Origin of the sequence: Methylobacterium sp., from assembly GCF_028290105.1 — a bacterium.
Lineage (GTDB): Bacteria > Pseudomonadota > Alphaproteobacteria > Rhizobiales > Beijerinckiaceae > Methylobacterium.
Genome location: NZ_JAQGKL010000109.1, coordinates 1 through 7,335 on the forward strand (window position 1 = coordinate 1; position 7,335 = coordinate 7,335).

The 7,335-nt window shown below is 70.0% G+C and carries 7 protein-coding genes; 5 read left to right on the forward strand and 2 right to left on the reverse strand.

Annotated elements, in window-relative coordinates; all coding sequences use genetic code 11:
* Nucleotides 1–430 (forward strand): outer membrane protein transport protein (locus tag JWQ05_RS08350; RefSeq protein WP_299657458.1); only part of this gene is annotated, 430 nt, incomplete at its 5' end.
* A 109-nt stretch (nt 431–539) separates the two neighbouring features.
* On the opposite strand, the gene JWQ05_RS08355 is transcribed toward JWQ05_RS08350, so the two are convergent.
* Nucleotides 540–2,330, reverse strand: coding sequence for a chloride channel protein (locus JWQ05_RS08355; protein WP_299657461.1), 1,791 nt, complete (start codon nt 2,328–2,330; stop codon nt 540–542).
* An 80-nt stretch (nt 2,331–2,410) separates the two neighbouring features.
* Between JWQ05_RS08355 and JWQ05_RS08360 the strand changes: the two genes are divergently transcribed.
* The 4 genes from JWQ05_RS08360 to JWQ05_RS08375 all read left to right on the forward strand — a co-directional run bounded on the left by JWQ05_RS08360 (nt 2,411) and on the right by JWQ05_RS08375 (nt 5,999).
* On the forward strand, nt 2,411–2,842 hold the full coding sequence (locus JWQ05_RS08360; RefSeq protein WP_299657464.1) for a helix-turn-helix domain-containing protein: 432 nt from the start codon (nt 2,411–2,413) through the stop codon (nt 2,840–2,842).
* Nucleotides 2,843–3,050: 208 nt separating this feature from the next.
* Complete coding sequence (locus tag JWQ05_RS08365; protein WP_299657467.1) at nt 3,051–3,284, forward strand: hypothetical protein; 234 nt, start codon at nt 3,051–3,053, stop codon at nt 3,282–3,284.
* Nucleotides 3,285–3,785: 501 nt separating this feature from the next.
* Nucleotides 3,786–5,312, forward strand: a complete 1,527-nt coding sequence (locus JWQ05_RS08370) for an FAD-dependent monooxygenase (protein WP_299657470.1) — start codon at nt 3,786–3,788, stop codon at nt 5,310–5,312.
* A 30-nt stretch (nt 5,313–5,342) separates the two neighbouring features.
* Nucleotides 5,343–5,999, forward strand: a complete 657-nt coding sequence (locus JWQ05_RS08375) for a TetR/AcrR family transcriptional regulator (RefSeq protein WP_299657473.1) — start codon at nt 5,343–5,345, stop codon at nt 5,997–5,999.
* Between the two features lie 165 nt (nt 6,000–6,164).
* On the opposite strand, the gene JWQ05_RS08380 is transcribed toward JWQ05_RS08375, so the two are convergent.
* On the reverse strand, nt 6,165–7,335 hold a 1,171-nt coding region (locus JWQ05_RS08380; RefSeq protein ID WP_299657477.1), incomplete at its 5' end, for an FAD-dependent oxidoreductase.

The window sequence follows — 7,335 nt, forward strand, 5'->3', positions numbered from 1 at the left end:
CATCCTTCCGGTCGTGGCCGGCAACGTCGGAAGCGCGCTGCCCCTGAACTACAACGACGGCTACACCTACGCGATCGGCGCCGAGTACGACTGGTCGCCGTCCCTGACCGTGCGGGCGGGCGTCGCCTACGAGGTCTCGCCCATCGACTTCACGAACCGCTCCGTGCGCCTGCCCGACGCCGACCGCGTGAACCTCTCCCTCGGCGCGAGCTATCGCTGGAGCGAGAAGCTGACGCTGAACCTCGCCTACTCGCACTTCTTCGTGGACAAGGGCCGCATCCTCACGGGCCCGGGCCGCGATTACAACGTCCAGAACATCGTCTTCGCGGGCCTCGCCGACAGCAGCGCCGACATCGTCTCGGTGGGCTTCCGTTACGTCTTCGGCGAACCCGCAATAGCCGCCCCGGCGCCGATCGTGCGCAAGTTCTGAGAGCCGGTTCACTTTCGACGGGCGGCGGGACCTCAGCGGTCCCGCCGCCCGCTTCCGTTCGAACGCGAGGGCGCACGGCACCGCCTGCCGGCTCCGGCCGTAGGCCCATTCAGGCGGCCGGTGCCTTCGCCGGCCGGTTGCGGGCGAAGTAGGCCCGGCGGTCGCCCTCGGAGCGGTTGACGGCGGCGCGGACCTGCAGGAGGTCCTTGCGCGTCACCAGACCCACCAGCGCGCCGGTCCGCGGGTCCGTGACCGGCAGGCGGCCCTGGCCCGTGGCCAGCATCACGTCGACGGCATGGCTTGTGACATCGTCAGGATGGAGGACGGCCAAGCCCGCGTCCGAGATCCGCTCTCCCAGGGTTTCGTCCCCGTGGCCGCCCTCCGTTCGCCAGAGGAGCGCGTCGCCGCGGGTGACCAGCCCCACCGGCCGGCCCGCCGCGTCCAGCACCGGATAGGCGTGGTGCCGGCCCGCCCCGAGGGCCGCCACGGCGTCGGGGACCGACAGATCGGCGGTCAGCGTATCCACCGCCGTGACCATCACCTCGGAGACGCGGGTGAATTCGTGCGGGTCGATCCCGTATTCCCGGGTGACGTGCTGGCCGCGCCGGGCGATCTTCTCGGTGAGGATGGAGCGTTTGAGCAGCAGCACCGTCACGGCGTAGGCCGCGACCGACGCCGCCAGCAGGGCGGGCAGGGCCCGCACGTCCCCGGTGAGTTCGACGGCGAACAGCGCGCCCGTGAGCGGCGCCCGCATGGTGCCGCCCAGCATCGCCGCCATGCCGAGGAGCGCCCAGAAGCCCGGTTCGCCCGGCAGGACCGATCCCAGCAGCCAGCCCAGGGCGCCGCCGAGGATCAGCAGGGGTGCCAGGACGCCCCCCGAGGTTCCGGACGAGAGCGCGACCAGCCAGATCGCGGCCTTGACGACCAGGATCAGCAGGACCGCCTTGGCCACCATGTGGCCGCCGAGGAGATCGGCGATGATGTCGTAGCCGACGCCGAGGGCGCGCGGCTCGACGAGACCGCCGAGGCCGACCGCCAGTCCGCCCAGGGCCGGCCACCACATCCAGTGGATCGGCAGCCGCTCGAACGCATCCTCGATGGCGTAGAGGAGCGTCGTCAGGAGGCCGGAGAGCAGGCCCGCGACGACGCCGACGCCCGCACAGGCGGCAAGGCCCCACCAGGGCAGCACGGGATCGGCGGCGAAGGGAAACAGCGGGCCGTCGCCGAACAGGGCCGGCCGCAGCATCGTGGCGGTGATGGCCGCCACGGTCACCGGAATGAAGCTGCGCGGACGCCACTCGAACAGGAGCAGTTCCACCGCGAGCAGGACCGCCGCGATGGGCGTCCCGAAGATCGCCGTCATGCCCGCCGCCGCGCCCGCGACCAGCAGCGTCTTCCGCTCCGCCGCGCTCAAGTGGAAGAACTGCGCGAACAGCGAGCCGATGGCGCCCCCCGTCATGATGATCGGTCCCTCCGCGCCGAAGGGACCGCCGGTGCCGATGGAGACGGCCGACGAGATCGGCTTGAGCACGGCGACCTTCGGCGACATCCGGCTGCCCCCGATCAGGATGGCCTCGATCGCCTCGGGGATGCCGTGGCCGCGGATCTTCTCGGAGCCGAAGCGCGCCATCAGGCCGATGACGAGGCCGCCGACGATGGGCACGCAGACCATCCAGAGCGACGGCGTCGCCTGCGCCAGCGAGGTCGCCGCGATGTCGATCCGCCCGAACCAAACGAGGTTCGTCACGAGGGCGATGAGCGCGAGGAGGCACCAGGCGGCACCGGTCCCGGCGAGGCCGACCACGATCGCCATGGCGCCGAGCAGAAGAAGCCGGCGGTCGGCCCGGAAATCGGCCAGGGCGCGGCGCCGGGCGGGTGCGGCCGCGTTTGGGGTGAGCATGCTATGGCCTTTCAAACGATGCGGTGCCATCGGATATATATCGTACTACGATATAATAAAGCCTATGACGGAGCCGGCCCATGGATTCGGATGCAGGACCTGGCCTCCCCCGGGAATCCTATGCGGCGATCGCCGCCTTCCGGCTGGAATTGCGTCGCTTCCTCGCCTTCAGCGAGGCGGCGGCTGGAAAGGTCGGCCTTCCCGCGCAGCAGCATCAGGCGCTGCTGGCGATCGCCGGGCATGACGGGGCGCCGACGGTGGGCTTCGTGGCCGAGCAGCTTCTGATCGCGCCACAGACGGCGGCGGAACTCGTCTCGCGCATGGTCGAGAAAGGGCTGCTGACGAAGACGGCGGAAGCCCAGGACCGCCGCCGCATGGCTCTCACCCTCACGCCCCAGGCGGCGGCCCTCCTGCAGCGATTGACGACGGCCCACCTCGAAGAGCTCACGACGCTGGAACCGGCCCTGGCGCGCGCCCTCGACCGCATGCGCCGCCGACGCGCAGAGGTGTGACGGCGGCGTGGTGCTTCGCCCGCACCGTTGGCCGCGCCGATACGAAGCCGGGGTACTGGTCCGGGGAAGTCGAAAGCCGCGCGGGGCGCCGGATTCCTGATGGAATCCTCACGCGGATGCCTCGGACCCCCGCTCGAACCCTTACGCCCTCGGGCGCACATGCATGACGCGGTCCCGACGATGGATCGCGCGGAACCCCAGCCGATCCATGTCCCTTGCCCTTCCGGTCTCCACCGTTCCTTCTGCGGCCCGCCAGCCGGCGTCCCCCCGCTTCATCGTCGGCCGGGACCCGCACGGTTTCTGGGTCGCCGTCGCCGTCGACGGCTTGGGTGGGGGCCTGTTCCGCACGTGCCACGACGCGATCCACTACGCGACCGACGTGACCAACCACCGCCCCGACGCCGTCGTGGTCACCACCGGCCAGGTCGAACTCCGTCTCTGATCCGGAAGTCCGTTGCCACCACGGGAATTGTGCCCACACCGCCTGCCCTCTCTTTTCGGGAGCCGGCACGCGCGCCCGGTCCCCCGGTAGAACAGAGCGGCTCATGCCATCGGAGACGCCCGAGATGCGGAGCGCCTGCTGCGGCGCTTCGATACGGAGAGCAGACACCGAGCCCGGATTGATCCGCCGGCCATTCTGGCCGCTCGGGTTCGAACTCAATCGGCTTGGGCGTGTGAAGGTCCGAGTTGGGTGGGGAGGAGCCTGGACCGCTTCCGAGAGGCAGGTCTCAGAATGCTGACGGTCGTAGCGCGCCCACTGGAAGCCGACCACGACGTCCGGCGCCAACTAATGACCTCAAAGTCATTTCTCTTGAGAAATGGCCCGAAAGTCATTAGAAGGGTCGTGACCGAGCGATCCGAATTCCTTGCCTGATGGCCGAGGTGATCGCTTCAAGGGGATGCCGGTCTACTGCCGGACAACCCACGCAGAGTGGAGCCTTCCATGCACACCACCGACGTTCTGATTGTCGGAGCCGGACCGACCGGCTTGGCCCTGGCGCTTTGGCTGACGAAGCAGGGCGTCGGCATCCGCATCGTCGACAAGAGCGCCGGTCCCGGCGAGACCTCCCGCGCCATGGCGGTGCAGGCCCGCACCCTCGAACTCTACCGTCAGCTCGACATGACCGAGCCCGTGGTCGAGGCCGGCAACCGGAACCCGGCCATGAACATGTGGGTGCGCGGCGAGCGTCAGGCGCGCGTCTCGTTGGCCGATGCCGGGGCCGACATCACGCCGTACCCCTACCTGCTGGTGTTCCCGCAGGACCGGCACGAACGCCTCCTGATCGAGCGACTGGAAAAGCTCGGCGTCAGCGTCGAGCGCCGGACCGAGCTCGTCTCGTTCGAGGATCGCGCGGATCACGTCTCCGCCCGCCTAAAGCGGCCCGACGGGAGCGAGGAGGTCTGCGAGGCCCGCTACCTCGCCGGCTGCGACGGGGCGCGCTCACCCATTCGCCACGGGATCGGCGCGGGCTTCGAGGGGGGCACCTACCGCCAAGTCTTCTACGTCGCCGACGTCGAGGTGAGCGGTCTCGAACCCGGCGGCGAGGCGCATATCGCGCTCGACAGCGCCGACTTCGTGATGGTCCTGCCCTACGGCCACGACAACCAGAGCCGCCTGATCGGCACAGTGCGCGACGAGCGGGCCGATCGCGCCGAGTCCCTGACCTTCGAGGACGTCGGCCGGGAGGCCCTCGACAACCTCGGCCTCACGGTTGGCAAAGTGAACTGGTTCTCGACCTACCGGGTCCACCACCGAGTTACCGACCGCTTCCGCAGCGGACGCGTATTCCTCCTCGGCGACGCCGCGCACGTGCACAGCCCAGCTGGCGGTCAGGGCATGAACACCGGCATCGCCGATGCCATCAACCTCGCCTGGAAGCTGGCGGCGGTGGTGAAGGGCCAGGCTTCCGACAGCCTGCTCGACAGCTATGAGCCGGAGCGTCAGGCGTTCGCGCGCAAGCTTGTGGACACCACCGACCGGCTATTTACATTCGCCACCGCCGAGGGCGGTTTCGCCAACTTCGTGCGCACCCGGATCGCGCCGCTGTTCATGCGTGTCGCCTACGACATCGACCGGGTGCGCGAGTTCATGTTCCGGGTCGTCTCGCAGACCATGCTGGAGTACCAGGACAGCCCGCTCAGCGCCGGTAAGGCCGGGTCCATCAGCGGGGGCGACCGTCTGCCGTTCGTGCGCTTCGACGGCGGCGACAACTACGGCCCGTTGTCCGCGATCGGATGGCAGGTCCACGTCTACGGCGCCGCCAAGTTCGATCTGCGGACGTGGTGCGAACGGCATGGCATCGCGCTGCACGATTTCGCCTGGCGACCGGAGCACGGGCGGGCGGGGCTGGCGCAGGACGCGGCCTACCTGCTGCGCCCCGACACCTATATCGCCCTGGCCGACCCGCATGGGTCGACGGCGACCCTTGCGCAGTATTTCAGCGAGCGCGGCATCATCCTGGCGGCCTGACGGCCGCCGAGCGACGGGACGGAACCGGACGTGACGGACACCAAGCCCAAGTGGAACCGGCGCAAGGACGCCCGTCCGGGGGAGATCATCGAGGCGGCCGTGGACGTGTTCGTCGAGCACGGGTTCGCGGCTGCCAAGCTGTCCGACGTCGCGACCCGCGCCGGTGTCGTGAAGGGGACGTTGTACCGCTACTTCGACACCAAGGAGGACCTGTTCCGGGCGGTCGTCCAGCACGTCGTCGCGACCAACCTGCAAGCCATCGAGCAGGCCGCGCAGGCCTTCCGGGGTTCCCTCGCCGAGCTCGTGCCGGTCCTATTGATGCGGGCGGCCGACGGGATGGGCGACGGCCGCGTTCCGGCCCTGGCCCGCATGGTGATCGGCGAGAGCCGCGCCTTTCCGGACCTCGCACGCATCTGGCACGACAACGTCGTGTCCCGGATCCTGACGCTTCTCTCAGGCCTGATCGCCAACGGGCAGGCGCGCGGCGAGATACGATCCGGCGACCCGACGGCCTACGCATTTTCCATCGTCGGCCCGATGGTGACGGGCATGCTGTTCCATGAGCTGTTCGGCTCGGCCAGCCCACATGCCCCGAACCTACCGACACTCGCCGCGCAACATGCGGAAACGATTGTGCGCGGGCTCGCACCAGATGCCCCCGGGAACCCACCCGATTTTCAGCCGTAGGACGTCGTGACCCGGCGATGTCTGCTTCTGGGGCTTCAGCCTCAACACTTCCGCCGAATAAGTTGGGTTGGACGCTGACGCTCGAACCGACAATCTGATTGGGTTCAAACCCCAGGACCCAGACGCGCGCACCCGCCCAGGACGCCCTTCAACGAGGGCTGAGGTTCAACCGCCCTCCCCCGAGGCAAGCTGGGTGACGATCGCCTGAAGCGCCGTCTTCAACCCTTCCTCGATGGTCGGATGGTAGAACGGCCGGTCGAGGAGGGCTTGCGCCGACAGCCTGTCCTCGATCGCGAAGGAGAGGAGGTGGGCGAGGTGCTCGCAGGCGGGGCCGAGCATCTCGGCGCCCCGGAGGCGGCCGGTGCGGTCGGCGTGCAGGCGCAGGCCGCCGGCATTCTCGCCCTGGATGCGGGCGCGGCCCTGGTCGCCGAAATCCACCGTGCCGAGGACGAGGCTCGAATCCTCCGGATCGTACGGTTCGCCGACGCTCGCCGCCTGCGGGTCGGTGAAGACCATGGCGAGGGCCGTCCAACGGCGCGGCGCGGCGAGGCCGGTTTCGCCGGCGGCGAGCAGCCGGGCGGCGTTGGCGCCGGCGATGCGGCCCTGGCGGGCGGCCTCGTGCAGCACCGGCCGGTCGGCGTTGGCGTCCCCGGCGATGAAGATCGGCGCATGGGCGCAGAGGAGTGTCCGCGGGTCGAAGTCGGGAACCCCATCGTCGCCGAGCGCGAGGCCGGTGGTGTCGAGCCCGAGCCGGTCGAGGTTCGGAGAGCGCCCGGCGGCGGAAAGGACGCGCGCGAAATGCCCCGTGTGGGTCTCGCCCCGCGCGTCCGTCCAGTGCAGGCGCACGCCCTCCCCGTCCTGTTCGGCCGACGAGACTTCTGCCCCGAGATGGAGCGCGATCTCGGCGCCGAAGAGGCGCGCCGCCTGCTCGGCGAGGCCGGCATCGCGCAGGGCGGCGAGGTGCGTGCCGGTGTCTAACAGGCTGACGGCGACGCCGAGGCGGGCGAGGGCCTGGGCGAGTTCGAGCCCCACCGGTCCGCCGCCGAGTACCGCCAGGGAGGCCGGCAGGTCGGCGATCTCGAACAGGGTGTCGGTGGTGAGCACGCAATCCCCGAGGTCGCGCAGGGTCCCCGGTACCACCGGGCGCGAGCCCGTGGCGATGATGGCGGCGCGAAATGTGAGCCGGGTGTGCGCGTCGACGATCAGCGTGCCGGCGCCGTCGAAACGGGCGCGGCCGTCGATGCGGGCCGATTCCGGGATGCGCGCGACGCCCTCGCGCACACCCGCGACGAAGCGGTCGCGTTCCTCGCGTACCCGCGCCAGGACGGCGGGCCCG